The organism is Lentibacillus sp. Marseille-P4043 (assembly GCF_900258515.1).
Lineage (GTDB): Bacteria > Bacillota > Bacilli > Bacillales > Amphibacillaceae > Lentibacillus_C.
The window spans coordinates 3,335,098-3,361,880 of record NZ_LT984884.1; the positions used below are offsets into that span (position 1 = coordinate 3,335,098).

Here is a 26,783-nt window from a genome sequence, read left to right on the forward strand (position 1 = left end):
TTCAATCGCCCCCTGAACCGTTGTCATGGCACGTATAATTTGCATATACTAATCAGTTGGTATGTTTATACTATTCGGAAATTTTATTTTATATTACTACCTATATAAAGATAGTAATATCGTTCATTTCAATTTGTAATGCCGGCCAATATCATATCTGCATAGATGTCTACTAACTCTTCCGGTGAAACTTCTCCGTCTGGCTTAAACCAATTATAACTCCAGTTCGTAACCCCTAATATGCCAAACGTAATGATATCTACTCGTAGATTTTCCTTGAATAGTCCTTGATTAATTCCTTCTTGCACAACATTTTCAACATTTAAACGGAATTGTTCCCTTTTCTGTTTAATGTTTTCAATGTTTTCTTTGGTTAAATGCCGTATCTCACGAAAATATACACGAGCACTTGGACCATTCTCCGCAACATCCATGATTAGTAACCTGATGATGTCGGTTAATTTTTCCGTTGGCGTCGTATAATCATTATCTATAATCCGATTCTGACGGTCTAATAGATTCGTAATGTAAGCATGGTGAATTTCCATTAATAGCTGCTCTTTACTGGAAAAATAGTAATAAAATGTCCCCTTTGTAACGCCCAAAACATTCACAATATCTTGAATAGACGTTTCACTAAAACCTTTCTTTTCAAAGAGTAAGATACTCTCCTTTATAATGTCATCTTTCATATGCATTTTCCTCACCTAGTTGTACTATTTTATCTAGTTTAAATTTATCACAACACCGAAAATAATTCATCCTAATAAGCGTGTGAACCACCATCAACAGCTAAAATATCACCACTAACAAAATCTGACGCTTTTGAGGCCAAGAATAATGCTGCGCCTTGTAAATCAGCATCATTTCCTAACCGATTCAGTGGCGTTCCTTCCAGGATTTTCTCTTTTCCTTGTTCTAATAGACCACGGGACATTTTTGTCGGGAAAAATCCTGGCGCAATGGCATTTACATTGATATTGTGCTGTCCCCATTTAACAGCTAGATCCTTCGTAAATGTCATAACGGCTCCCTTACTTGTGTTATAACCAATCGTGTCCATATACCTTGGGTCCGTTCCACCAAAACCAGCGACTGATGCAATGTTAATGATCTTCCCTTGATTTTGTTTAATCATCGTTTTTCCAACTTCTTGACTCATTAAAAATGTACCGGTTATGTTCACGTTGATGACCTTCTGCCATGCTTCAAATGGCATATCCAGAACAGGCGCACCCCAAGTAGCTCCACTATTATTTACTAAAATATCAATCGTACCAAAGTGGTCCACAGTTCCTTCAACAACTTTTTTGACGTCTTCAGGATTCGATACATCACAAGCAAAAGCTAACGAGTCCACTCCTAGTTGTTTCAGCTCTTCACTCATTTTTTCACACGCATCTAACTTTCTTGAGCAGACCACCACATTTGCACCTGCTTCTGCAAATCCTCGGGCGATTTGCGCACCTAATCCTCTTCCGCCACCAGTTACAATAGCTGTCTTTCCATCTAATTTGAATAAATCTAGTACACTCATATTAAGCTCTCCTCTTTTTTATATTTTCGAAGCTCTAATTTAGCAATCTGTCTGCGATGAACCTCATCTGGTCCATCCGCAAGACGAAGTGTCCTTGCATTCGCCCAATGATTAGCAAGCGTGAAATCCTCGCTAACTCCTGCACCACCATGTGCTTGAATTGCCCGGTCAATAACCCGCAATGCCATATTTGGTGCGACTACTTTGATCATTGCAATTTCCGTTTTTGCTTCTTTGTTTCCAACCGTATCCATCATATATGCTGCTTTTAGCGTTAATAATCGCGCTTGTTCAATATCAATTCGTGATTCAGCGATCCATTCTTGGACAACCCCTTGATCAGCTATTTTTTTACCGAAAGCAGCCCTCCCTTGAACACGCTTACATAAATCTTCAAGTGCTCGCTCTGCTGCACCAATTAATCGCATGCAATGGTGAATTCGGCCAGGTCCAAGGCGTCCTTGAGCAATAGCAAATCCTTTCCCTTCATCCCATAACATATTTTCGACAGGTACCCGTACATTGTCATACGTAATTTCCGCGTGACCATGTGGGGCATCATCATAACCGAACACTGGAAGCATCCGCTCAATCGTAACACCTGGCGTATCTAATGGAACCAAAATCATCGACTGTTGCTCATGTTTAGCTGCATTTGGGTCATTTTTTCCCATTACAATGGCAATTTTACAGCGTGGATCCCCTGCACCAGATGACCACCATTTTCGTCCATTGATTACGTACTCGTCTCCGTCTCGAACAATGCTGGACTCAATATTTGTTGCATCACTTGAGGCAACATCAGGCTCCGTCATCGAAAAGCATGAGCGAATCTCACCGGCTAGAAGCGGTTCAAGCCATTGCTTTTTTTGTAGTTCAGTACCGTAGCGAACGAGAACTTCCATGTTTCCTGTATCAGGCGCACTACAATTAAACACTTCTGGTCCAATTAGAGATCTTCCCATTATTTCGCAAAGCGGCGCATACTCTTGATTCGTTAAACCAGCCCCATACTCGCTTTCGGGTAAAAATAAATTCCATAACCCCTCTTCTTTCGCTTTTTGTTTTAATTCCTCCATAATAGGTGGTACTGTCGACCAGCGATTTTCCTGCTGATTCAATTGTTCCTTGTATACTTTTTCATTGGGATACACATGTACTTCCATAAAATTAGATAATTTCTTTTGCAAATCTATTACCTTGCTAGAATATGAAAAATCCATCTTACTCTCCCCCAATCAAATATTTCCATCCACAAACCTACCGGATAGTATGTTCAGAATCTTATATATAATTATAACAACCACAAATATAAATGCAACATTTTTCTGTATGTTATCATTTTCAACCTGAACTATTTAATAGCTTATCCACACATCAGTATATTCCTAGATTGCGGTAGAATATAACTTAATTACAGACGATATTAAAAAAATCGTGAGTAACAAGTGTATTGGAACACTTGTTACTCACGGAGGTTCTATAAATAATTAAGGATGTTTTCCAAAAAATTGTTGTTTTTGTGACATACAAGATATAGAATGCGCACTAATTACCGCTACGGAAATACACTTCGCTTTCCGGGGGCGGCTGTTGAGCCTCCTCGTGCTGGGTGCTCGTCGCGTTGCAAGTAATTTCGGTGAAGTATCGCTCCTCGCAACTCGAAGCTTATTCGGTGGAAGTTTCGCTCGTCGCACTGCGGGGTCTCACCGATGCCTTTCCTCCCCCAGGAGTCTCCGTATATTTCCTCCGCTGTTTTACCGTTTCGACTACCAATTGGCAATGTTATTAAATGCGAATAAGATAGTTGGTTTTAGCTGCAAACTGTCGCGCAACTTAGAGCATGGCTTCAGTCTCCTTATGATGAAAAAAAGTTACTTCCGGAGTCTTCGGACACATGCTGTTCGCTTTGGATAAGAAATAATTCGGGGACGTTACATCGCACGTAGAAAAAATGGAGCTGTTTTTTCCGCAACTTAGAATATTCTTCTCTTCAAGGAGAAATTCTTGTAACTTAGATTACATGGCTTCCCCCTTTCGATAATCAGAACACTACTATCAGCGTAGGCAGAATACGTAGACTCCTGCGGGAACAGCACGAGTCTGAAGACCCCGCAGCGGCGGTTTTCCGCGAGGAGGCTGAAGCCGTGCCCGCGGAAAGCGAAGTATTCTGCCGCAGCGATAACTAAGCACTCAATTGTCATTAAAACCGGAATAAAAGTCACAAAATAGAAATTTCACTATGTCGCATTTTATATCAACTGCGAAAATAAAAGCAACTAAATTTACGAAAAGAGCCATAATAAATTACTTTTCCGTTACGGGCAAAACAATTTTTGACGAAAACGCCCCACCATGATAAACGTGTTCAACGGCTACTTTTCCCGATGATGCAGTTTTTGTTGTTTGTCCCGTATTAAGATTCACGTCATAAAGTGGTGCATTACTTGCGGCTATATCTACTCGTAAGCGATGCCCCTTTTTTAGTTGATATGCCGTATGTCCAACATCAACTGGAATACAGAATGGCTGACCTATTTCGCTTACCTTTGCACGGTGATAGGTATCCATAATCGGATAAACGTTACCTGATGGTTCTACATCAGATAATCGTATAGCCAGATCCATTAGTGATGTAGGGGATGATACCCAAATACTTGCTGTCACTGTACCCAGCATGTTGAGGTTTTTATCTAACGTTAGCCCAGTGTAAACAAGCACATCTTTTCTATCTTGAATGTCGCCTATTTCAAACATCCCTGACTGATGACCAGCGATCAGTACACCGCCACCGCGTGTTGGAACAGGATTGGCGGGATCTAATTTTAACTGACTTGTTGTTTGCGACATGGCTGGAGCATCTAATAGCTGACCATCCCCGTCTCGCGTTTGTGATTCTCCCTCACTATAAAGAAACAGTTCTTTTTTCACCGATGTAGGGGGCCATTCCTCGTATGCTTCCCATTTTGCTTGTCCCATTCGATAAAGATGAATATTTTTTTCGATTGGCATTGGTTTATCCTTTAGCCATTTATCAAACCATTTAATATGAATTTCGGTTGGGTCTGTGATCTGATCAACGCCGATGTTTTTTGCTGCATGCTCAAAAAATTTTTCACCTGCTCGACCACTCATTTCCTCATGTGTCCAAGGTCCGATCCAAAGCATCCGCGGTCCATTATAGTTGTTATATGCCTTTAATGTTGGTTTTAACAACGAATCAAACCAGCCTCCCATGAAAAGAGCGGGTATTTCCACATTGTGCAGTTTTTCGTTAAGCTGCATTTTCGTTATGTAATCAGGATCCATTTTCTCATGCATGACATCGAAAAAGAATGATTTGGGATCCAGATCTTTCATTGGTGGCCAGTCATTGGCCGGGGCATAAGACAACCATTCCACCATATTCGTGATATAGTTTTGGACCTTTGCATGTTTCGGATCATTTCGGCGTTTTAGTTGGTCGGAAACAATTGATCCCAATGTCCATGTTTCGAAATTGCCAACTCCACTTGCCCCATTTTTTCCATTTAACATGTCTTCCCACGGATCTGCCATTGTCATAACAGGTGCTATCGCTTTTAAGGATGGTGGCTTTTCGACCGCTGCAGCCAGTTGTGTGTAACCATGATAGGACATTCCAAACAAGCCAACATTTCCATTTGCGTAAGGAAGTTTTGCCGCCCATTCGACAGACTCATATCCGTCACTGCCTTCATGAATAAATGGATAATAGTCCCCTTCTGAAGCGAAACGCCCACGGACATCCTGTAAAATAACGACATAACCCGCTTCAACCATTCGGGGAACTTCAAGATATTCATCAAAGTAGCGAGGTGTTTTTTTATCATAGGGCAAACGAATCATGAGGACCGGATAATTCCCCTCATCGTTAGGACGGTACACATCTGAACGAAGAACTGTACCGTCAGATAATGTACATGCCACATTTTCTTCAAATCTAATTGCTTCATTTATCTTCATTGATTCTCCTCCTTCTATTAAATTAGCACTTGGTAAAGGCCAAGTGCTAACGATGTTTTATTAAACTGTTTGTGGCTTTGATGATTTAACGGGGTGGAGTTTCCGTTCAATCCAACCCATTACAAGATCGGCAATAATCGCCATTAGTGCTGTTGGTATAGCACCTGCAAGTATAATCGCTGTTCCATCTGTTGCGTTTGTTCCACGCAAAATAATAGCACCAAGCCCGCCAGCGCCAACGAACGCACCGATCGCAGCAATACCAATACCAACAACTAAGGCAGTACGTAAACCTGCCATGATAACACTAATGGCAAGTGGTAGCTCCACCATTCTTAGCAGTTGAAATTTGGTCATACCAGAAGCGAATCCTGCTTCAACGACGGTCTTATCGACTTCTTTCATTCCAACATACGTATTCTGTGTAATCGGAAGGATCGAGTACAGCATCAATGTTAAAATAACCGTGTTTGTGCCAAGTCCAAGCACAATCATAATAACTGCCATTGCGCCTAAAGCAGGTATCGTTTGAATAATACTTCCAAATGCTAGTACCCAACTGCTTAACTTCCCGTACTTTGATATTAAAATACCTAAGGGAATCGAAATCACGGCAGCAAATAAAACCCCATATGCTGCCATTAGAAAATGCCGGTAAAATTGCACCCAAATGTAGCCACTATTTTGACTCACATACGAGACCAGTTGATCCCATGTTTCCATGTTATTCTCCTCCCTTCTGTTCAGTCACGAAGTAGTTGTTTTCTTCAAGAAATTCTTTGGCAACTTTTCCTGGATTCATCAGTTTTACATCTGCTTGATAATTCAGTTCCTGCATTTTTTCCGTTGAAATTTGACCTGCTAGACGCTCGGTAATATCCTTGATTTCTGGATATTCCTCAAGTAGCTCGTTTTGGATTACCGGTGATGCATCATATGGTGGGAAAAACCTTTTATCATCCTCAAGAACTTTCAAATCAAATTCTTGAATTCGCCCATCCGATGAATAAGCTAAAACAACATCCATATGTCCGCTGGAGGCAGCCTGATAAACAAGGCCAACATTCATCGGATACACTTCACCAAAATCAAAATATGTTTCTTTAAATCCGTCATAACCGTCCCCTTTACGGTTAATCCATGCATTATCAACACCAAACCGTAATTCATCGGCATAAGGTTCCAAATCCGAAACGGTTTCAATATTATTTTCTTCCGCAAATTCTTTTGTTATCGCTACAGAATAACTGTTTTCAAAACCATAGGATGGAGCCCATGTCTGATTAAACCGCTTCTGAAACTCTCGTTGCACAATGTCCATTGCTTTCTCTGGATCCGTAATCGGGTCCATGCCAAGTGCACCCGATAAATCAGTACCAGTATAACGAGTAGATGTTATATCTAGATCCCCTCTTGTCATTCCCTGGTGTTGGACGATCGAAGAACCAAGATGAGTAACAAGTTCTGTATCTAAATCGGTTTCTCGTTCAATCATAATCGACATCACTTCTCCAAGAATTTCTGATTCAGATGTTCCGAGCGTCCCAATCTTAACTGTTTTAGAAGTTGTACTTGCTAAACCAGGTAAGGAACAACCGGAAACCAACAAGAGAAGCAGCACGACCATAACTAGTTTATATCGTATTTTTTTCATCTCGTTCACCTCCGTGTTACGCTGCTTGATAGGTTTCTTTTAATCCATTCGGTGTTAACTTTCTTTCCAATACATGAAGTCCACGATCTGCTAGTAATGCTAGAATCGTAGCTGGTACTGTTCCTGCAACAATTAATGCTGGCTGATAAAGATTCAATCCATCAAAGATAAAGTCACCTAGGCCACCGCCGCCGATAAAGGCCGCAAGTGTTGCCCATCCAATTAAATAAACAGTTGATAAGCGAACCCCTGCCATGATTACAGGTAATGCTAATGGAAGTTCAATTTTAAAAATGGATTGCCAATTATTCATTCCCATTCCTTTTCCAGCCTCGCGCACACCACTATCGACACCTCGAACACCAATGTATGTATTTCGTAAAATCGGTAACAGCGAATAGAAAAACAGTGCGATAATGGCTGGAAATTTTCCTACACCCATAATTGGTATAAAGAAGGCAAGAATGGCTAGGCTGGGGATCGTTTGCAAAATGCCAACGAAAGAAATAAGACGATCAGCCATCTTTGGAATGCGTGAAAATAAAATACCTAATGGAACTGCAACAACAACGCCAAGTAAAATAGCAGCCAATGATATATATAAATGTTCCCAGGTCTTAACGATTAGTTCACTTCCATGTGAAGCAAAAAATTCTGTCATAGTAATACACCTCCTAATCTACTAAAGCTACAGGTTCTGGTTGGTCGATTTCAAAACCATCGCCCCAGATCGTATCATAGACTAAATTAGCCAATGTCGCTCTTGTTACAATTCCAGCAATTCTATGATTTTCATCGACGACAGGAACATATTTTATGCCGCGGCGGAGAATTTTATGGACGGTGTCACGTAGTAGGCTTTCTTTTGAAACAGAAAGGAATTCAATCTCCATTACTTCTTCCACACTGGTATGTTTCTTGTAGTTTGCGTTTATGATTTCAATATCAATATAACCCTTTAATACATTTCCCGAATCGACGACAAGCAATGAATCTACGTGTCTATCGCGCATCGTTGTAATAGCTGTTTTAATTGTTTCACCCAATTGTACGGTTACAGGAGATCCCTCCATAATTTGACCAACAGTTGTAACATCTGGCCGGCCTTGAATCAATCGTTCTTTGCCAAGGAACTCTTCAACAAAATCATTTGCTGGATGACGCAGAATCTCTTCCGGTGTATCTGCTTGGACCACTTCTCCTTCTCGCATAATGACAACGCGATCAGCAAGTTTCAATGCTTCATCCATATCATGGGTAACAAAAACAATTGTCTTGTGCAGTTCTTTTTGCAGTTTTTTGAATTCATCCTGCAGTGAATCTCTTGTAATTGGATCAAGTGCACCAAACGGCTCATCCATTAAGATTAACGGTGGATTTGCGGCTAGTGCCCGTAATACCCCAATTCGTTGTTGCTGTCCACCACTTAATTCGTGTGGATATTTATCTAAATATTCTTCTGGTAAATCGACAAGTTTAATTAATTCTTTTGCCCGTTCATCTTTACTTTCGTTTGACCATTTTAATAATGTACCAACCAACACAATGTTTTCTTTTATTGTCATATGTGGCATCAAACCGATTTGCTGAATAACGTAGCCAATCGAACGACGCAATTCGACGGGATCTTGCTGATTAATATCCTTACCATCGACCAAAATGGATCCATCTGTAATATCAATCAAACGGTTTACCATTTTCATCGTAGTCGTTTTCCCGCAGCCACTAGGCCCAATAAAACAAACAAATTCTCCCTTTTCTATTTTCAAATTTAAATTGTTAACAGCAGGTTTACCGCCGTTATAACTCTTTGTCACGTTTTTAAATTCTAACAAAGTGTAAACACCTCCGTGTGAATTTTGTCGAAATGTACTAGTTAAGTATAGAAAAGAAAATCCAGTGTGTAAACTTTAAAAAATCTATAAAATTTTTATTTCACAAACTTTATAATGTGTATATCTTTAGTTTCCTTCAATTTTCGTGGATTTTGTATCACATTTGCTTTTTTGTTTTTTTATACTGACATGTTAGACTATTAATGGACTTAGTTGGAGGGAGAGCTATGAGTACATATTCTGAACCACACATCTTAGCAGAGCTTGAACATGCAGAGGATCAAATCTCCGATCGAATTGCCGATAATATGAAAACATTTGGGGTTTCTTCAACAGTAGGACGCTTGCTTGGCATTATTTATCTAAATCGAGCACCAATGACACTTGACGAGCTGGCAGAAGAAACGGGGATGAGTAAAACAAGAATGAGTCAAGTGGTCCGCCAGATGATGTCCTTAAACATTGCTGAAAAGGAATTTGTTAAAGGCAGTCGAAAAGAACATTACAGAGTTGAAAATGACTATATCCAAACATTTATTTCCTTATTTACGACGAATTGGAAAGAAGTAGTCAGCAAAAATTCACAGCTTGCCAGGCGTCTTCAAGATAAAATTGCCCGGATAGAACGAGCACATAAGGAATATTTTTCAGCTGAAGTAGAACAAAAAGTAGCCGAATTAAAAGAAGAATTAACCCAATGGATCAGTTACTATGATTGGATTAACAGATTGGTAGAATTCTTTGAAAGCGGAAAGATCCTTGACTCCGTACCAGTTGAAGTTGATTAAGATAATGAGTAAAAGAAGGATGAAGCCCGTGAGGTTTCATCCTTCTTTTCAATGGAAAGGTATATTTCCTATATATAAGTCAAAGAATAGAGTATAGGATAGGAAAAGAATAGATGGGGGTTTAAAAATATGTCGACTGAGCAGAACATAAAACTTACATCAGCAGAACTTTCACAACTTTGGACATCTTATCAAAATGATAGTGGCTCCATTTGCATGTTGAAGCATTTTTTGCAGACTGTTGAAGACTCTGAAATTCGTCCGATCATCGAACACGCGTTAAAATTATCGCAAAGTCATATCCAAAAACTTACCACCATTTTTGCCAAGGAAGATTATCCATTGCCAAACGGTTTTTCGGAAAGTCAGGATTTGAATACCGATTCTCCGCGGTTATTCACAGACAATTATATGCTACAATTTATAAAACAATCAGCCCAAATCTCACTAAGTGGCTATGGTGTTGCGAAGTCCTTAGCCGTACGGTCTGATATTAATGAATTTTACGCGCAATGTCTGACAGAGGTAAATCAACTGGATACGATGACCAAAAATGTTTTACTGTCAAAAGGCCTTTATGTACGCTCTCCATATATTCCATACCCAGATAAAATTGATTTTGTCAAAAAACAAAAATTTCTTACGGGTTGGTTTGGGGAAAGACGACCACTATTATCACTGGAGATAACAAATCTTTTTTCCAATTTTCAACGTAATGCTTTAGGAACAGCAACCCTTATCGGCTTCAGTCAAGTGGCAAAATCTAAAAAGGTTGCGCAATTCTTTGTGCGAGGGAAGGAAATTGCCGCAAAACAAAACGAGGTATTTGGGTCTATCTTACGTGAAGATGATCTCCCAGTTCCAATGACATCAGATACGTATGTCACCGAATCAAAGGCAGCGCCAATCTCTGACCGTTTAATGATGTTTACGGTTACAGGTTTAATTGCGTTAGGTATTGGATATTATGGAACAAGTATATCTACAAGTTTAAGACGCGATCTAACGGCACACTATGATCGGTTCATACATGAAATCCTCAAGTATTCGGAAGACGGCGCAAACATCCTGATTGACAATGGTTGGATGGAAGAACCCCTACAAGCAAGTGACCGTGATGAATTATCGAACTAAGCAGATCAAAGAAAGGAAAGTCCTTTTTATATGTAGTAAACCTGCTAACAATAGCGAAGCAAATGGGTTAAGAGAAACCTCGGTAATCTATAAATCAATTTGGAAGTTATCGGTGGATAGCCCTGATCTCTTTCCCCCTAGCTTTATGCTTCCTTACCCTAGATGTTAATAAGGCGGTTGCTTTCCCCCGACCTGATATGCAGTGATAGAATTTCGTTCCACTTTATAAGAATAGTACCTTGACCCCATGTCGTCTCCTTTCTTCCAAGTTTCTGTAAACGTAACGATATATTTCTCATCACCAATTTTTCTTGCTGTTGTTTCTCGTTCAATGTGATAACCAGCTATTTTTTCTTCCCACTTCTCTATCTTTTCAGGAAAACGATCAATTACTGTTCCTTGTCCAGATGTTGCAAATTCAACCGCATCTTCCTTAGTAAAAGGCGGCATCGAAGGAGATATGAACTGTAATATTCCCCAGGATAAACCGTAGATAAGTACAGGAATGCTAACAAACATTTTAGCGCCCTTTTGCTTTTTCTGCCTTGTATATATCCACCGATCAATTATCGCGTAACATATCGCAGCAAGCATTCCACTTATTCCAAGCAACCAATTTTGAAAAACAAATCCATTCGCTAGTCCCAAAATTCCATGTAAAAGGACAAATAACCAGTCTCGTCGTTTCAACCATTTTATTCGTAAAAACTCCAATAAAATGGATACGACATTACCATACAACATGATGATAACTCCGACATACATCATATAAACAAGGGACCAGCCCATAAGTTTATTTCCAAGGTTATATGTCGTCTCTGAATTATTTATAAATACGAATAAATAAGCCAATATAATTGATGTTAGGGTTGTAACTACATATGTCGTTAATAGTTTTCTAATAACAAGATTTCGTAAACCATTCAGGATAGTCTCCCTCCTTTTTGCATAGAAAATCCGCTACCATCTATCAAAAGGAATTTTTAAACACATAACTCACTTTATCATAATTCATTTTATCCTTGTAAAAACGGTGGGCATTCTTGCGCTGTAATCCTGAAGATAAAGCAACACTTTCATAATGATGCTCTATTGCCCATTCATGAACATAAGCAAGCAGTCTTTCTCCATAGCCTTTGGAACGATTATTACGATCCGTAACTAAATCACATACCCAAACAAATCTGCCATAATAAAGTGTAATCATCGGTTTAAAACCAGCAACCGCAACAATCTCATAATTATCGAGCAAAGCAAACATTTTATAACCGTCATTCTCCATGGCATCTGTAACCAATTCTAGATAAGTAGTTTCATCAAGATGTGTTCGTAATTGCTTAATTACTGGAAATACCTGGATGATTTCCTTTTGTGATTGTAATTGTTTAATTGTTAGCATGTTCAGGTCCCCCTTTTCAGAATTTTAATTCAGTTTATCATAAATGATCAATGGAAACATTATAAATGTAAGCGTCAAATAATCCCCACCTGTAACCAGATGGGGATTATTTGACGCTTACTTATAAATGATCATTAAAAATGCCTTCACTTGTTATACAGTGAAGGACATTTTAACCCTTTTATGAAAGAGAATTATTTCACTTTATTAATCTGAGTTTGTGGCAAAATCAATCTATTTTGATTTTCCATTAGTTCCTTTCCTTACTTCTTCCATTAAGTAATGGACAAAAACATCATCTCTAGCAAGCCAGACTTCATAATTCCTTTTTAAAAATTTTTCACCTTCCACAAAGCTTGTAAATGTCTCTTTTACATTTACTTTGTTCCGTTCAATCATCCATTCATGGTTATTTTTCGGATAAAGCAAGAACAAATCATCCGATCGACTGTTATACAGGGTACCGAAAGTTGACTCCTTCACATTAAAACGGTTACGCTTCGTATCTTCATGCAATGGTTCCAAAGGGAATGTTTTAGCCACAAACTGTTTGTATGCCGCATCGGTTAATATGCTGCCTGACGCTTTTTCATGCCCGCCGCCACCAAAATGACCAGCCACTTTGGATACATCAACATGATCATGAATCGTTCGAAATCCCATTCGTTTACCACCCATATTTAAAATAACGATATAATCAAGATGTGGGTATTCTTTCCCAAGCTCGTTTCCTAATTCCGAATGATACGACTCCGCATGCACGACACCAGCGAAGTGGCCACCCGCTTTTATTTGAATGAGTTGACGCCTTTTTCGACGAATATAACGTTCAATATTGTTTTCTTCTATTTCTAGTAGTTGCTGTTCAAACGCATCGAAATAAAAATGATCACTTGATCTTAGCCGATGAATCATTTTTTCTTCAAACGCTTCAATTGATATTAAGAAAAAAAGCGTATTGAGCCGTTTCGCTGTAATGTTTTCATTTTTCTCCCATTCCCATGTATCATACTGTCTGACAAGTTCAACAAATTCCACTATGACATCTGAAGGATTTAAAAGTTGACGTGAAACTAGGTATTCGTAAAGTAATGATGTTGCCGAAGTCGCTTTTCCTTCTGCATCTTCAACTTGTACATGTGCCCACTGATAATCATTAAAATGCAAAGCTGTTTTATGATGATCCAGTAGTTTCACCTTGCCCCCTTCCTGAAAAAACACCTCCACTTTTTTTTCATTCTCTGGATTAATAGACAAATCTGTAATAAGCAAACTTGTGTCCTTATTACCATTTTCCAAAAAGTGTTTCACTTCACGGTCAAGGGCTGAAATGGAATTGTATCGAACACTAACCTGATTACCAAAAGCAAGCTTCGCCAAAATCCCACAGCCAACCCCGTCCAAATCATTATGTGACAACAATTTATACATTCACTTCACCTCAGAATGTAGTATTCGTTTTTGTTGGTGAAATTATCATTTTTAAATAAGGTTTCGTTCTAAAGTTGCTTGTTGCTGAATAATGTCTTGATATAAACTGCGACGTAACTGCTGGGCTCTTTTCTATAAGTACGCGCATTTCCCGCCGTCCGGGATCGCTCCGGGTGGATGCTTTCCGCGGGCACGGCCTCAGCCTCCTTGCCCCGGCGAGGGGTATGTCGACGTTGTCCGCAAAGGACGGTTTTAGTCGACCCTCCTTTTCAAACCACTCTGCGGGGTCTTCGGACACGTGCTGGGGCTGCGCTAACTCGCCCCACCGAAAACCATAGTTCCCGCAGGACAAGGAAGGCTACGTCAGCGATACATCGCACGAAGAAAAAGTGCTTTTCTTTTTCGAGGAGTCAACCACCCTCCACTCACCCGGACTAGTGAAGTGGTGGGAATACTTATAGGCACTTACAACTACGGCTAATGGTAGTAAATGTAATACCAGTGAAGGAAATACGCGTAGACACCAGCCGCCCGCGGAAAGCGAGTGTATTTCCAGAACGGTGGGAGAGGAATTTCCTAATTATGTCGTATTTTATATCAAAAGTGTAAGCCTTCATCATCTTTATCCAATGTAATTGATGGCAGGAAGGAATAAAAATTTTTTTGCGTAATCTGAGAGATGGAAAAAAACCGATGATCTTCTTGACCATCGGATTTCTAAAAAGATTTACATGGTGGTGTCTCTATATTTTTTCTTCATCAACCACTAAAACTTAATGCCGCTTTTTTGTTTTTTTATTGTTGTATTTTTCGTTTTCTGTTAGAGGTTCGTTCGCAAATTCATGATCAAAGTCTCTCGATAAATTCTTCCTCACTGCCTGTTCATCGCTTACATTACTGTTCACTTTTTGCTTGTTCCTATTGCTCATCAAAAAGCACCTCCATACAAATTATTTTGCCAAACAAAATAATTTGTATGTATGGTTATAAAAACAGCACCAACATTCCAAAATAGGGAAAGCGACTGATAAAACAGTCGCTTTTCCTTAATTTTCCCGATATCCTGTATTTGCTTTTACTTTCACTTCAGCATACCGTATATCATCCGTCTCTTTAGACAGTTTAGTTCCAATGTACCCCCCAAGAAAACCTAATGGAACAGAGATTAATGCCGGATTGGTCAACGGGAAAAGCGGATCTCCCACAAACAATGCCGCACCTTCAACGGGTGAGAAAACACTTGGACTTAACGATACAAGAACTAACGCAGAAATCAATCCACATAACATTGCTGTAACGGCTCCTGTAGTATTAAACTTTTTCCAATAAACGGTATAAAGAATAACCGGTAAATTGGCACTTGCTGCAATACAAAAGGCAAGAGAAACCAAGAATGCCACATTCAGATTTTGCGCGAATAATGCTAAAATAATAGCGAATACTGATACTGCTAAGGAAGCATAGCGAGCTGCTAGCATTTGTTCTTTGTCTGAAGCCTTTCCTTTTTTAAAAATTTGACCATACAAATCATGAGCAAAAGCCGATGCCCCAGATAACACGAGACCTGCTACAACCGCCAGAATAGTCGCGAAGGCAACTGCTGATATAAATGCAAATAGAATATCTCCACCTAGCGCTTTCGCCAGTAATGGTGCTGCCATGTTACCACCTGGATTTGCTGCAAGAATATTCGTTTCCCCTACAAATGCAGCCGCACCGAATCCAAGAAATAATGTTAACACATAGAAAATACCGATCGTCCATGTTGCAGTAATAACGGAACTTCTAGCTGTCTTCGCATCTTTAACAGTGAAAAAGCGCATCAGGATGTGTGGTAGGCCAGATGTTCCTAGTACTAATGCGATCATTAATGAAATGGTCCCCAATGGTTCGGTATATTTTAAGCCTGGCTTTAAATAATCAGCCCCATGGCTCGTAACCGTTTTAACATTACTAAACATTTCCCCAATATTGAAGTTGAACTTTAATAAAACCAGAAATGAAATAATAACCATTCCAGCCATTAGAAGGACTGCTTTGACAATTTGCACCCAACTAGTTGCAATCATTCCGCCGAAAAGTACGTATATGGTCATCATTACACCAACAATTAACACGGCAATCCAATAGTCTATATCAAACAACAACTGAATAAGTGCTCCTGCTCCAACAAGCTGTGCAATCATATAAAACGTTACAATCGTGATCGTACTAAGTGCTGCCGCTCCCCTAACTTTTTTGGCATCAAACCGGGAATTGATCATATCTGCAAGTGTATATTTCCCTAAATTTCTCAACGGTTCAGCAACTAAAAACAACACAACCAAATATGCAATTAGAAAACCAATACTATAGAAGAACCCATCAAATCCATAAAGGGCAATTGCTCCTGCTATACCAAGGAAAGAAGCTGCAGATAAATAATCACCAGCAATCGCAATCCCATTTTGCCATCCAGTTAATCCGCCTCCAGCTGTATAAAAATCACCAGTTGTCTGTGTTTGTTTCGCTGCATAATACGTAATCACAAGTGTTATCATAACGATAATTAAAAAAAGAATTACAACCGTTGCATCCATTAGGCATCCCCTCCATTTTTAATCTGGTCCTCAATGATTTGATTTGCTTGCTCATCAAAGGAGGCCGCCTTTTTCACATAAATCGTACATAGAACCCACGTCATGATAAATTGTGCAAATGCGAACAGCCAAACCCACGAAACATCACCAATTGCTGGTGTATTTAGGAAGCTTGTATAGGATGTTAAAACAGGCAGTAAAAAGTAAAATATCAGAAAAAAAATAGTTAATGGCACGATGAACTTCTTTCGATTATGCATGTACGTTTTGAACTGTTTACTGTTTGCTACTTGAACAAAATCAATCTCTTTCTCCTCGTTTCGCTCCGCTTTTTCTACATTCATAAAAAGTATCCTCCTTTATTTTTTATATTGAAAGCGCTTACTAATAAGTATATATGATCTTTAATGACACAAGTTGTATTTTTGGGTCAATGGTCGCAAATGATGTTTGAATAGTCAAAATGTAATCATTAATCGTCAGCTTTCGAATAAGTCAAATAGAACCTTCCTTGCTGCTCGACTAACAGGTATTGTTGTTTGATTTTTATCCTTAAGAGTTACGTTACTTGTACCATTAAACCATGGTGTGATTGCTTGAACGTGATTTAAGTTTACTAAATAGCTGCGATGTGTCCGGAAAAATGAGAATCCTTGTAACTTCTTTTCTAACTCCTGTAACGTCATACGACTTTCGATCACATTATGATCCGTATGAATTTCCAACATCCGGTTAAACGGGACCGCATAGTAAATCGATTCCGGCGACAAAACTACCATCCGCTCTCCATCATCAACAAGTAGTTTTGCGGCAGAAGGGGAATCATGATTTTTAAACGTATTGCTTCCCTTTGTGTCTGGCAATCGATTACGTGCACGTGCCATTGCTTTTTGAAAACGTTTTGTGTCATAAGGTTTTAACATATAATCAACCGCTTCTATCTCAAACGCATCCACCGCATATTCGTCATATGCTGTCGTAAAAATAAATAACGGTGCATGAATGTATGCTAGCTCTGTTATTTTTTTGGCGGCCTCCACTCCAGGCATTCCAGGCATATGAACATCAAGGAATACGATGTCTGGCTCATGTTCCATGTATAATTCAATTAATTCTTCGCCCGTTTCCGCACTTGGACAGACAATGACATCCTGCTCCTTTTCTAGTAAATAAACTAACTCTTCCCGTGCCAATGCTTCATCTTCAGCGATCAAGGCATGAATTTTCATCTAATTACCTACCTTTCATTTTCAATTGGAATATCGATAAACACTTCACTTCCGTTGGGTAAATTACGTACATGTAAACATGCCGTTTCGCCCAGTAAGCCTATTAATCGTTGGTTAACATTGTATAGCCCTGTCCCACCATCTTGATTACTGGTCAATGTCATATGTCCCACCCGTTTGATGATATCTTCTGGAAACCCACAACCATTATCACGAACTATTATGCGTACGAATTTATCCAGCTTTCGGACGATAACGTCGACAACTCCGCCTTTTGTAACCTTCTGCAAACCATGTTGAATACTATTTTCTACAAGTGGTTGAATCGTTGATGGCGGAATAAATACGTGTGTAAGATCTTCTGGTTGGGAAAAATCGATCTGTAAGCGGCTGGCAAATCGCGCCTGAATTATCTCAATGTAAGCTTCCACATGTTCACACTCTTTTTCCAAGTTTACGAGTGATGTTGAAACCAATTTGAGATTAAACCGCATGTACTGTGCCAATTTTATTGTGATATACCGTGCTCGATCAGGATCTTTGCGGAATAATGCTGCAATTAAATGAAGCGTATTAAAAAGGAAATGAGGATTAATCTGAGCTTGCAAATTCCTTAATTCCGCATCACGCATATGTATTTTTAATGTATCGGCCGAAATGGTTTTTAATTGCTGGGATAATAGCTGGCCAAGTCCATTTGCTAACATAAGTTCAACTGGACGGATATGTTGTGCCTTACGAAAGTATAATTTAATAAGTCCTATTGCATCATTGGTATCGATCAGCGGAATAATGATCGCTGCTTCCAATGGACATTTCTTATTTTCACATTGTATTTCTGAACGCGAATAAGCCACTTGCATTTGTTTTGTAGCAAATGCTTGTTGCGCCAACAATGTGATGGTTTTATCCCCCTCCCGATGGTGATCTGCACCCAACCCAATATGCGAAAGTACAGTCTGTTTATCTGTCACTGAAACGGCAGCCAATGTTAACCGATCATAAAGCAATCTAGCAATGCCCCCAGCCATCTCATGTGGTACATCTTTTTTCAAAAATGGTAATGCCTCCTCGGCTATCGTCAATGCTTGTTTCGTCGCCAGTGCTGCTTCATCTTCCTGTTCACGTAACACGATACCGATCATCGCAGTAAAAATGGCAATTGCAATACTGTTCGATAGTACAAGGGGAAGACCAATCGTATTCACAACCTGGATCATGAAATCTGGTTGTGAATTAAAAATTAGCAGGAGATGCATTTGCAAAATCGGTGGAAAAATTCCGATAAATAGTGCCTTCATTGGTGAGATAACCCTTTCTTGGGAAAAGAAACGAGCGGTTAATCCCGCTAGCAACCCTGTTAACGGATTAACCAAGCTATTAGCAAGCAATCCGATACCGCCAAGAAAGAATAAATGTGTCCCGGCAATTAATCCAGCACCGAATCCAACAATGGGCCCCCCTAATAAGCCGGCAATTACGATCGCAACGAGGCTGGAACTCACAACCATCTCCCCAGCACCAACAGACCAGACAAATGTATGATGAATGACGAAATCACCTTCGATCACAACACCGGTTATTGTGCCACCAATCCCGAAAAGACCAAACATACATGCATGGATAAGTGTCATTTTCCAACTAAATTCACGATAAAGCAACGAACGGAACCCTGGTATACGTGTAAGTACGAAAGCGATAACCAACAGTAATCCCAGTCGTTCAAACAGAATGATTGTCAAATCCGTCACGAGTTATCTCTCCTTGAATCTACCAATATGTGCTCTAAGGTAGAATTGATAAAATGCATCCGTATTTTTCTGTTGTTTATTTGACATAATAGTTCCAAGGTATGCACCTAAGAAACCAAGTGGGATAGCAATTATTCCTGGATTATGTAATAGGAAAAACGGCTCTTTCAAAATCCAGCCACCATTTAGATTCATAACATGCGGCCCAAACAAAAGAAGCACTAAAGAAGCCGTTAAGCCACAAATCATTCCGGTGATCGCTCCTGTTTGATTGAACCGTTTCCAATAGATTGTAAACAACAGCACAGGTAAATTACTAGATGCGGCAACAAGAAATGTTAACGAAACAAGGAAAGTAACATTAATATTCTTTAATCCGAGTGCAAATAGCGTTGAAATGAGGCCAATGATAAAGGCCGTTACTTGCGCAGCACGCAATTGCTCTTTTTCTGTCGTACGTCCTTTTTTAATAATATGATAGTAGATATCATGTGCGAATGCAGTTGTAGCTGAAATCACTAAACCAGCAACAACCGCAACAATCGTTGTAAAGGCTATCGCAGCAATAAAAGCCATCAAAAAATCACCACCCAATTTTTCTGCCAGTAATGGTGCAGCCAAATTCCCTGTTGGATCAAGTGCTACTAACTGCTCAAGCCCAACCATTGCCACAGCTCCTAATCCTAAAACAAGTGTAATCAGATAAAATAAACCGATAATCCAGCTTGCACTTACGATAGATCGTCGTACCTCTGTTGTGTTTTGTACCGTATAGAATCGAATTAAAATATGTGGTAAACCCGCCGTTCCAAGCATTAACGTCAAATTTAAAGAGATTGTTTCCAGGGAACTATCGAATAAATTTCCAGGTAGAAAAAATTGATCGCCTAAAGGAGTACCTAATTTTACTTGGGCAATCAATTCAGTAACATCCCAATCAAAACGAGAAAACACAATTAAGGAAAGCAGAAACGTACCTGACATGAGGACGACTGTTTTTACAATTTGCACCCATGACGCTGCGAACATGCCACCAAATACAACATAAACCGTCATTAAACCGCCAATAACAATGACAGAGGTTGAGTAATTAATATCTAATAATAACCGTATTAATAGACCTGCAGCTACTAATTGCGGAATGATATAAAGAATGGAAATGACAAATGCACCGATCGCCATCACCCAGCGCATGTTGTAACTCGGAAAACGCGAACAAATCACATCTCCGAGTGAATATTTTCCCAAATGGTGAACAGGTTCAGCGATAAAAAACAGCACAATTAAATAGGAAACTAAAAAACCAATCGCATACAAAAATCCATCATACCCATTGATTGAAATTGTACCAACAATACCTAAGAAAGAAGCCGCACTGATATAATCCCCGGCGATCGCCATGCCATTTTGAATACCTGTTAGACTTCCAGCCGCTATATAAAATTGATTGGCAGTTCTACTTCTCCTTGCCGCCCAATACGTAATAATTAATGTACATACAATAATACAGAGAAAAAATAAGAAATATGTTATGTTCATTCGTTCACCACCATTTACAGTACGTCCGCAATAAAATATAGAAAATTCACTATTTTCTCTTATCATAAATAGTAAAGGAATACAAAGAATAAGTAAAGCTATTCTACATTGACTTTAAGACCTTACTCATGCTATCTTTTGATGGTATTATGATTAACGTAACGATTCTTAGAAATGATTTATGTTTTCAGTAAATAAGTTCAAAAGGAGAATTATTCCGATGTAAATTAAAAATCCCCGATTGTACGAATACGAACGAGGTAGGAATTAAATCTTGGAAATGGAAGGGATTTTTTATGAGTCTACATGATGAAGTTAATAAACGAAGAACCTTTGCAATTATCTCGCACCCTGATGCGGGTAAAACAACCTTAACCGAAAAGTTATTACTATATGGAAATTTAATCCGCTCAGCTGGTACGGTAAAAGGGAAAAAATCCGGTAAATTTGCTACATCGGATTGGATGGAATTAGAAAAGCAACGTGGTATTTCAATTACGTCAAGTGTTATGAATTTTCCCTATGAAGACTACGAAGTAAATATCTTAGATACACCTGGCCACGAAGATTTTAGTGAAGATACGTATCGCACGTTAACTGCTGTGGACAGTGTTGTTATGATCATTGATGCAACAAAAGGGATTGAGGCGCAAACAATTAAATTATTTAAAGTGTGCCGCATGCGTGGTATTCCTATTTTCACGTTCATCAATAAATTAGATCGTGAAGGAAAAGAACCCTTTGATTTGCTGGAAGAAATCGAGCAAGTTTTAGATATTGAAACATATCCAATGAACTGGCCAGCAGGAATGGGAAAACGATTTTTGGGAATCTTTGATCGTCATGATAAGCAATTTGTCAGGTATAACGGTAATGAGGAAGAATCATATATTCCATACAGCGATTTAGAAGACCCCGAACATCAAGATTTGGTGTCCCAGGCTGCATACCAAGCAGCTGCAGATGAACTTTCTTTATTGGATGAAGCTGGAGATCAATTTTCATTAGATGCTGTTTTAGCCGGGAAACAAACACCCGTCTTTTTTGGTAGTGCTCTGGCCCCTTTTGGCGTACAAACATTTTTTGATACGTTTATTTCAATGGCACCAGCGCCAGCTCCAAGGAAAACAACGGATGGAGTCATTTCACCTGACAACCCGGAATTTTCCGGATTTATCTTTAAAATTCAAGCCAACATGAACCCTGCTCATCGCGATCGGGTAGCATTTATTCGTGTATGTTCCGGCAAATTTGAACGAGGAATGACAGTCAAACTGGCGAGAACCGATAAGCCTGTTAAACTCTCCCAATCCCAGCAGTTTGTTGCTTCGGCTAGAGATACAGTGGAAGAAGCATATGCAGGGGATATCATTGGTATTTATGATCCGAATGCTTATCGAATTGGTGACACATTAATTGAAGGAAGAGAAAATTTCGAATATGATGAGCTACCACAATTCCCACCAGAACTATTTAAAAAGGTAACAGCGAAAAACGTCATGAAAGCAAAACAATTCAGAAAGGGTATCGAACAACTTGTCCAAGAAGGTGCAATCCAATTATATAAAGGTCATCGCACAGAGGCCAATATCCTTGGTGCCGTCGGTGAACTGCAATATGAAGTGTTCCAATATCGAATGCAAAATGAATATAATGCAGAAGTGATGTTTGAATCAATCGGCGAGCGAATCCCACGTTGGCTAAAAACTGACAAGGTAGATGAATCAATTTTTGATGAGCGTAGTTTGCTTACGCTGGATCGGGAAGGGAATTTCGTTGTTCTATTTAAAAACGACTTCTCTCTTAAGTTATTCCAAGATAAGAATCCCGATGTTGAATTAATCGATTTGTTTGAAGAAAACAAGTATGATCAGACGTATTAACTCGTCATTAAAAAACGCAGCCAATACTATTTGGCTGCGTTCTTTTACGTTTATCTTCTTTTTTATTAGCCAATGTATTTTTCAGTAATACATCATCTTTCTCCTTGTAAGATCGCCATTATCGCTTCTTTTATTAAAGTGAGCGATTAACTGATTCTTTATGCCTATGTTTCCGCCCACTACACTTTTTTATTTGCGCATAGTTTAATAGTACAATTTTTAGTATGAGAGGAGTGAAAGGGGTGGCTGCAAATAGAGACAATGAATCAAAACGAACGCAAAGGCCACAATTTAACCATTTATTAGAGCAAATGGATTCTTTTTTTAACGATTCGATTAAAAATTTCAATTCCATGTTTAAAAAATCAATTCGTATAAACACGTATGAAACGAAATCCTCGGTTGTCATTGAAGCAGAATTGCCAGGTTACAAAAGAGAGCAAATTCACTTAGAGATTATTGGAAATCAAATTCGCATTTCCGCTGAAGACACGACCAACGTCGAAGAGAAAAACGAAAATTATAACAACGAGGAATCTGTTAGACAGGCTGAACGTCTTGTTACACTACCATTTACGATTTCCGAAAAAGATACAAAAGCAAAACTAAATAATGGACTTCTGAAAATTACCGTTCCCAAACTGAATGAAAGCAGAAAATTTATTGATATCGATGACTAAACTAAAATATTTAAAAGCTGGTAATCCCAAATAGGAAACCAGCTTTTCGTAATTATTGGACAAATCCTATCCTACTTTTTGATAAATTTAGCAACCATTGGGCTTACTTGCTTATAAACATCATTTATTTGCCTTGCCGTAGATGAGATTTTTTCAATGTCCAAATTTCCATCAGCTGTTTGAAACATTGCCATTAAATGCTGCCTATTTGGTGTCTGCTGCCGTTGCATTTGTCTTGGCGGTGGGAAAAGTGGATTTCTAGGCATTGGTCGCCTTGGTCTCCCAGGAAACATATCGATAACACCTCCCATATCAAGAGCTATTATATTCTATTCCAAAACGGCTTCTAACGAAAAGATAACTGTCCTGCATTTTACATTTTTAAATCGGGATCCAATTACAATTTTATCTTATGGATGATCCCCTGCTCTTTCACATAGGAAAAGAGGCGCTTTAAAAACGCCCCATACTGGAATTAAAATATTATGATTGTGCTGTCATATCGTTTTTCACTTGTTCCCTCAGTGCAGTTTTTAAAAATTTACCGACCGATGTTTTTGGTATTTCTTCCATGAACAGAACCTCATCAGGCAACCACCACTTTGCAAACTGAGGTTCCAAAAAGCGAAAGATATCATCTTTAGAAACCGTATTACGATAGCTATTTTTTAAGACAACACAAGCTACTGGTCGCTCTTGCCACTTTGGATGTGGAATCGATACAACCGCTGCCTCGAATACAGCCTCATGTGCCATTAATGCATTTTCTAAATCAACGGAAGAAATCCATTCACCACCACTTTTAATTAAATCTTTTGTTCGATCAACAATTTTAATGAAGCCTTCTTCATCAATCGTTACAACATCTCCCGTATAGAGCCATCCATCGCGAAACGCCTCTTGACTACGGTCATCTTTATAATATTCATCAGCAATCCAGGGACCGCGAATTAGCAATTCTCCCATATCTTGTCCATCTTGTTTTGCTTCCCCATTTTCATTTACTACTTTTATATCAATTCCAGGTACAACTGTGCCTTGTTTTGAGCGCAATGCTAATTTTTCCTCTTCCGGTAGATTCGTTTGATAGCTTTTTAATCGGGAAAGGATAACGAGTGGCGTTGTTTCTGTCATGCCATATGCATGAACAAACGGAATATCGTATTTTGTTTCAAACGTTCGTATCATTCCCGATGGTGCTGCCGCTCCACCACAAAGGACCGCACGCAAACTATCTGTCTGATAATCATTTTTCTCTAGTTCATTTAATAAACCAAGCCAAATCGTTGGTACGCCAGCTGTTATCGTCACTTTTTCTGATTCGATTAATTGGGCAAGTACTTTCGGTGTAGGTGACGGTCCTGGTAAAACTTGTGTAGAACCTAACCATGTCGCAGCAAAAGGCATCCCCCAAGCATTCGCATGGAACATAGGCACAACTGGCATGCAAACATCCGCTTCAGAGACTCCCGCCGTATCTGTAAGACTCAATGCCATACTGTGTAAAACGAGGCCTCGGTGGGAATAGACAACTCCCTTGGGTTTTCCTGTTGTACCTGACGTATAGCACAAACCGGCCGGGTCTTCCTCAGCAATATCATTTGAAAATTGATACGTTTCATCTGCTTTTGCTAGTAGATTTTCATAGGAATAGAGTGGTGTAAGATCTGATTTGGGCAGTGTTTCCTCATCCGTCATCACAATAATGGCTTCTACCGTTGTCAATTCATCCTTTATATTCTCAAGCAACGGCAGTAAATCTGCATCCACCAGTAAAACTTTATCTTCAGCATGGTTAATAATGTAACTAAGATGTTCCGCTGAAAGGCGAATATTAATTGTATGCAGTACGGCCCCCATCGATGGAATGGCAAAATAGGCTTCTAAATGCCGGTGATGGTTCCATGCAAATGTTCCAACCTTGTCACCTTTTTTAACACCGAGTGTTGCCAATGCACTCGATAGCGACCTCTTCCTTTTTCCCATTTCTTGATACGTGAATCGCTGTATACCTTTCATCGTTCTAGAGATAATTTGTTTCTTAGGAAAATACCTTTCAGCACGTTCAACCAAAGACACTAATGTTAACGGCGTGTTCATCATCACAAATTTCCCCTCTCAAATTTAATTAGGCAAACGTTCTTTCACTGCATTCCTTATAAAGTCGGTTCAAGTTCATGGTGATAAAGGACACTAACTACTATCATCGTTATTTCAAAAGCCCCATCTCCCCCTTCATTTCTGCTGTATGCTCGCCAAGTCTTGGGGCTTGTGTACGAATTTCGCCAGGTGTCTTTGATAGTTTAATTGGAACCCCAATTTGTTTTACAGCGCCCAACGTGTTATGTTTCACTGTTTGGATCATTTCTCGTGCCCTTACTTGAGGATCATTCATCATTTCCGCAAAGTCTAAAACTGGTGAAACACAAGCTTCGATATCCGAAAAAACAGCAAGCCATTCAGCTAACGTTTTTTTGGACATAATGGTTTGAATTTCATATTTTAACCGGTGCTGCTCGTGTAATGGTGCTTCCAACAAAGGAATAAAATCTGTTCTATTGATTGTCTGACAAAAAGCTTGCCAAAACTTTGGTTCCAAAGCCCCAACAGAAATGAATCGATTATCCTTGGTTTCGTAAACTGCATAGCAAGCCCGTCCTCCATCTAACAGTTGCTCACCCCGTTTTGGTATTTCATTTTTCATTAAATAATTAGGAAGTACCGTTTGAAGCCACGAGATCACGCCATCCATCATGGAAATATCAACAAACTGTCCAGTTCCTGATTTTTCTCTTTCAAATAAGGCAAGTAAGATACCAACAACAGCTGGATAGGCACCGCCACCAATATCAGCTATCTGCGTTGCGGGAATAACCGGCTTCCCTCCTTTCTCTCCCATTAAATTAAGTAAACCCGCATAACTTAGGTAATTAAGGTCGTGGCCAGGTTGTTTTGCATACGGCCCAGTTTGCCCAAAGCCTGTAACTGCACAATAAATCAATTTAGGATTTAGCCTTTTTAGCACATCATAATTCAGCCCAAGCCGTTCCATAACTCCCGGACGAAATGATTCCACCACAACATCCGCTTTTTCCACCATTCTTAAAAAATCTGCTTTCCCTTCTGCCGACTTTAAATTCAAGCACACACTTTTCTTATTACGGTTAAGCGAATGAAAGAGGGTACTGTCTTCATCTAGCTTGGGCTCATACGCTCTAGCATAATCCCCCATTTTTGCATCCTCCACTTTGATAACCTCTGCACCAAAATCTGCAAGCAACATCGTACAATACGGTCCAGGCAATAGTCTAGTTAAATCAAGAATACGTATGGATTTTAACGGCATTCTTCACACCCCCT

Annotated in this window: 24 protein-coding genes; 4 read left to right on the top strand and 20 right to left on the bottom strand. The window is 39.3% G+C overall.

All coding sequences use genetic code 11. The annotated features are described in order from the left end of the window. Positions 1–128 precede the first annotated feature (128 nt). From C8270_RS16545 to C8270_RS16580, 8 genes are all read right to left on the bottom strand, one after another. The gene (locus C8270_RS16545; protein ID WP_106498575.1) at positions 129–692 is read right to left on the bottom strand and encodes a TetR/AcrR family transcriptional regulator; all 564 of its coding nucleotides are present in this window, start codon (positions 690–692) and stop codon (positions 129–131) included. Positions 693–763: 71 nt separating this feature from the next. Further along, entirely contained in the window at positions 764–1,537 is a 774-nt protein-coding gene (locus C8270_RS16550; RefSeq protein WP_106497897.1) for an SDR family oxidoreductase, read from the bottom strand. After that, positions 1,534–2,760: an acyl-CoA dehydrogenase gene (locus C8270_RS16555; protein WP_106497898.1), complete on the bottom strand. Its 1,227-nt coding sequence runs from the start codon at positions 2,758–2,760 to the stop codon at positions 1,534–1,536. Before C8270_RS16555 ends, C8270_RS16550 begins: the two co-directional genes overlap by 4 nt. 1,084 nt (positions 2,761–3,844) lie before the next feature. Continuing rightward, complete coding sequence (locus tag C8270_RS16560) at positions 3,845–5,521, bottom strand: CocE/NonD family hydrolase (protein ID WP_106497899.1); 1,677 nt, start codon at positions 5,519–5,521, stop codon at positions 3,845–3,847. Between the two features lie 60 nt (positions 5,522–5,581). After that, positions 5,582–6,244 (bottom strand): ABC transporter permease, encoded by a 663-nt coding sequence (locus C8270_RS16565; protein ID WP_106497900.1) that lies wholly within the window; start codon positions 6,242–6,244, stop codon positions 5,582–5,584. Position 6,245: 1 nt separating this feature from the next. Then, positions 6,246–7,175, bottom strand: coding sequence for an osmoprotectant ABC transporter substrate-binding protein (locus C8270_RS16570; protein WP_106497901.1), 930 nt, complete (start codon positions 7,173–7,175; stop codon positions 6,246–6,248). Between the two features lie 16 nt (positions 7,176–7,191). Beyond that, positions 7,192–7,836, bottom strand: coding sequence for an ABC transporter permease (locus tag C8270_RS16575; protein WP_106497902.1), 645 nt, complete (start codon positions 7,834–7,836; stop codon positions 7,192–7,194). A gap of 13 nt (positions 7,837–7,849) precedes the next feature. Then, positions 7,850–9,010 carry a betaine/proline/choline family ABC transporter ATP-binding protein gene (locus tag C8270_RS16580; protein ID WP_106497903.1) on the bottom strand — a complete coding sequence of 387 codons (1,161 nt, stop codon included), beginning with the start codon at positions 9,008–9,010 and terminating at the stop codon, positions 7,850–7,852. A 227-nt stretch (positions 9,011–9,237) separates the two neighbouring features. On the opposite strand from C8270_RS16580, the gene C8270_RS16585 reads away from it, so the two are divergent. Both C8270_RS16585 and C8270_RS16590 read left to right on the top strand, forming a co-directional pair. Next, entirely contained in the window at positions 9,238–9,798 is a 561-nt protein-coding gene (locus C8270_RS16585) for a GbsR/MarR family transcriptional regulator (protein ID WP_106497904.1), read from the top strand. A 129-nt stretch (positions 9,799–9,927) separates the two neighbouring features. Beyond that, positions 9,928–10,932, top strand: a complete 1,005-nt coding sequence (locus C8270_RS16590; RefSeq protein ID WP_106497905.1) for a DUF3231 family protein — start codon at positions 9,928–9,930, stop codon at positions 10,930–10,932. A 165-nt stretch (positions 10,933–11,097) separates the two neighbouring features. On the opposite strand, the gene C8270_RS16595 is transcribed toward C8270_RS16590, so the two are convergent. The 9 genes from C8270_RS16595 to C8270_RS16635 form a co-directional block, all read right to left on the bottom strand. Next, positions 11,098–11,784, bottom strand: a complete 687-nt coding sequence (locus tag C8270_RS16595) for a hypothetical protein (protein WP_234028582.1) — start codon at positions 11,782–11,784, stop codon at positions 11,098–11,100. A gap of 118 nt (positions 11,785–11,902) precedes the next feature. Continuing rightward, positions 11,903–12,331, bottom strand: coding sequence for a GNAT family N-acetyltransferase (locus C8270_RS16600; RefSeq protein WP_442785812.1), 429 nt, complete (start codon positions 12,329–12,331; stop codon positions 11,903–11,905). A 234-nt stretch (positions 12,332–12,565) separates the two neighbouring features. Then, positions 12,566–13,762 carry a DHH family phosphoesterase gene (locus tag C8270_RS16605; protein WP_106497908.1) on the bottom strand — a complete coding sequence of 399 codons (1,197 nt, stop codon included), beginning with the start codon at positions 13,760–13,762 and terminating at the stop codon, positions 12,566–12,568. 773 nt (positions 13,763–14,535) lie between these two features. Beyond that, entirely contained in the window at positions 14,536–14,691 is a 156-nt protein-coding gene (gene sspO, locus C8270_RS16610) for a small acid-soluble spore protein O (protein WP_106497909.1), read from the bottom strand. 117 nt (positions 14,692–14,808) lie between these two features. Next, entirely contained in the window at positions 14,809–16,341 is a 1,533-nt protein-coding gene (locus C8270_RS16615) for a solute symporter family protein (protein ID WP_106497910.1), read from the bottom strand. Next, entirely contained in the window at positions 16,341–16,685 is a 345-nt protein-coding gene (locus C8270_RS16620; RefSeq protein ID WP_106497911.1) for a DUF485 domain-containing protein, read from the bottom strand. The genes C8270_RS16615 and C8270_RS16620 overlap by 1 nt, the downstream gene beginning before the upstream one ends. A 135-nt stretch (positions 16,686–16,820) precedes the next feature. After that, entirely contained in the window at positions 16,821–17,570 is a 750-nt protein-coding gene (locus C8270_RS16625; protein ID WP_106497912.1) for a LytR/AlgR family response regulator transcription factor, read from the bottom strand. Positions 17,571–17,578: 8 nt separating this feature from the next. Next, positions 17,579–19,321 carry a LytS/YhcK type 5TM receptor domain-containing protein gene (locus C8270_RS16630; protein ID WP_106497913.1) on the bottom strand — a complete coding sequence of 581 codons (1,743 nt, stop codon included), beginning with the start codon at positions 19,319–19,321 and terminating at the stop codon, positions 17,579–17,581. A 3-nt stretch (positions 19,322–19,324) separates the two neighbouring features. Then, a complete protein-coding gene (locus C8270_RS16635; RefSeq protein ID WP_106497914.1) occupies positions 19,325–20,860 on the bottom strand; it encodes a solute symporter family protein in 1,536 nt (511 codons plus the stop codon). 296 nt (positions 20,861–21,156) lie between these two features. Between C8270_RS16635 and C8270_RS16640 the strand changes: the two genes are divergently transcribed. Beyond that, positions 21,157–22,743, top strand: a complete 1,587-nt coding sequence (locus C8270_RS16640; protein ID WP_106497915.1) for a peptide chain release factor 3 — start codon at positions 21,157–21,159, stop codon at positions 22,741–22,743. A 242-nt stretch (positions 22,744–22,985) separates the two neighbouring features. After that, positions 22,986–23,423 carry an Hsp20/alpha crystallin family protein gene (locus C8270_RS16645; protein ID WP_158701752.1) on the top strand — a complete coding sequence of 146 codons (438 nt, stop codon included), beginning with the start codon at positions 22,986–22,988 and terminating at the stop codon, positions 23,421–23,423. A gap of 71 nt (positions 23,424–23,494) precedes the next feature. Here the strand turns inward: C8270_RS16645 and C8270_RS16650 are convergent, their stop codons facing one another. The 3 genes from C8270_RS16650 to C8270_RS16660 form a co-directional block, all read right to left on the bottom strand. Further along, positions 23,495–23,716 carry a YppG family protein gene (locus C8270_RS16650; protein WP_158701753.1) on the bottom strand — a complete coding sequence of 74 codons (222 nt, stop codon included), beginning with the start codon at positions 23,714–23,716 and terminating at the stop codon, positions 23,495–23,497. A 190-nt stretch (positions 23,717–23,906) separates the two neighbouring features. Further along, complete coding sequence (locus C8270_RS16655; RefSeq protein WP_199794691.1) at positions 23,907–25,526, bottom strand: long-chain fatty acid--CoA ligase; 1,620 nt, start codon at positions 25,524–25,526, stop codon at positions 23,907–23,909. 106 nt (positions 25,527–25,632) lie between these two features. After that, entirely contained in the window at positions 25,633–26,769 is a 1,137-nt protein-coding gene (locus C8270_RS16660) for a CaiB/BaiF CoA transferase family protein (RefSeq protein WP_106497919.1), read from the bottom strand. Between the last annotated feature and the right edge of the window lie 14 nt (positions 26,770–26,783).

Bases quoted from the DNA above. Each gene is read 5' to 3' on its own strand.
- C8270_RS16545 (WP_106498575.1), bottom strand. From the start codon at position 692: ATGAAAGATGACATTATAAAGGAGAGTATCTTACTCTTTGAAAAGAAA.
- C8270_RS16550 (WP_106497897.1), bottom strand. From the start codon at position 1,537: ATGAGTGTACTAGATTTATTCAAATTAGATGGAAAGACAGCTATTGTA.
- C8270_RS16555 (WP_106497898.1), bottom strand. From the start codon at position 2,760: ATGGATTTTTCATATTCTAGCAAGGTAATAGATTTGCAAAAGAAATTA.
- C8270_RS16560 (WP_106497899.1), bottom strand. From the start codon at position 5,521: ATGAAGATAAATGAAGCAATTAGATTTGAAGAAAATGTGGCATGTACA.
- C8270_RS16565 (WP_106497900.1), bottom strand. From the start codon at position 6,244: ATGGAAACATGGGATCAACTGGTCTCGTATGTGAGTCAAAATAGTGGC.
- C8270_RS16570 (WP_106497901.1), bottom strand. From the start codon at position 7,175: ATGAAAAAAATACGATATAAACTAGTTATGGTCGTGCTGCTTCTCTTG.
- C8270_RS16575 (WP_106497902.1), bottom strand. From the start codon at position 7,836: ATGACAGAATTTTTTGCTTCACATGGAAGTGAACTAATCGTTAAGACC.
- C8270_RS16585 (WP_106497904.1), top strand. From the start codon at position 9,238: ATGAGTACATATTCTGAACCACACATCTTAGCAGAGCTTGAACATGCA.
- C8270_RS16590 (WP_106497905.1), top strand. From the start codon at position 9,928: ATGTCGACTGAGCAGAACATAAAACTTACATCAGCAGAACTTTCACAA.
- C8270_RS16600 (WP_442785812.1), bottom strand. From the start codon at position 12,331: ATGCTAACAATTAAACAATTACAATCACAAAAGGAAATCATCCAGGTA.
- C8270_RS16605 (WP_106497908.1), bottom strand. From the start codon at position 13,762: ATGTATAAATTGTTGTCACATAATGATTTGGACGGGGTTGGCTGTGGG.
- sspO (WP_106497909.1), bottom strand. From the start codon at position 14,691: ATGAGCAATAGGAACAAGCAAAAAGTGAACAGTAATGTAAGCGATGAA.
- C8270_RS16615 (WP_106497910.1), bottom strand. From the start codon at position 16,341: ATGGATGCAACGGTTGTAATTCTTTTTTTAATTATCGTTATGATAACA.
- C8270_RS16620 (WP_106497911.1), bottom strand. From the start codon at position 16,685: ATGAATGTAGAAAAAGCGGAGCGAAACGAGGAGAAAGAGATTGATTTT.
- C8270_RS16625 (WP_106497912.1), bottom strand. From the start codon at position 17,570: ATGAAAATTCATGCCTTGATCGCTGAAGATGAAGCATTGGCACGGGAA.
- C8270_RS16635 (WP_106497914.1), bottom strand. From the start codon at position 20,860: ATGAACATAACATATTTCTTATTTTTTCTCTGTATTATTGTATGTACA.
- C8270_RS16640 (WP_106497915.1), top strand. From the start codon at position 21,157: ATGAGTCTACATGATGAAGTTAATAAACGAAGAACCTTTGCAATTATC.
- C8270_RS16650 (WP_158701753.1), bottom strand. From the start codon at position 23,716: ATGTTTCCTGGGAGACCAAGGCGACCAATGCCTAGAAATCCACTTTTC.
- C8270_RS16655 (WP_199794691.1), bottom strand. From the start codon at position 25,526: ATGATGAACACGCCGTTAACATTAGTGTCTTTGGTTGAACGTGCTGAA.
- C8270_RS16660 (WP_106497919.1), bottom strand. From the start codon at position 26,769: ATGCCGTTAAAATCCATACGTATTCTTGATTTAACTAGACTATTGCCT.